General features: G+C 52.1%; 1 pseudogene. It reads left to right on the top strand.

The features are described from left to right. Positions 1-536, top strand: a pseudogene (locus R8N49_RS29950) (exopolygalacturonate lyase); the annotation flags it as partial.

Here is a 536-nt window from a genome sequence, read left to right on the forward strand (position 1 = left end):
GTATTCCAAATCGCTTCTTCACCTCGCTCTGCAACCAAGGAGTATCCGGTTCAAGCTCGTGCCAACTACTCGGGCGAATTTGAAGTTCTGCACAATGGCAAAGTGGTTGCGAAGCAAACCGTGACGGCGGGCGAGTTGTTCAGCCAGTGGCTGACTCTCGATAGCGGCGCGAATCAAATGGAAGTGAGATTCACCGCCATTGACGGCCCAAACAAAGAGACACAAGCGCACCGTTACAGCGTTGACGTTGTTTCTCTGCCAGACCCAATGACGCTGTATGTTGCACCAAACGGCAGCGACAAAGGCAACGGATCTCAAGCACAACCGCTTGATTTAGCTACCGCAGTAGAACTGCTTCCTGCTGGTGGCACCATCATTTTGAAAGATGGCGACTACCAAGGGATGGAAATCCCGCTGACGGCGAGTGGCAGTGTCGACAAGCTCAAGCACATACGCGCGGAAGGAGACAATGTTCGCTTTGTTTCGGAACTTCGTCACGAGGCAAATTACTGGCATTACCAAGGTATTGAAGTTGC

It is taken from the genome of Vibrio sp. 1978 (genome assembly GCF_033344345.1).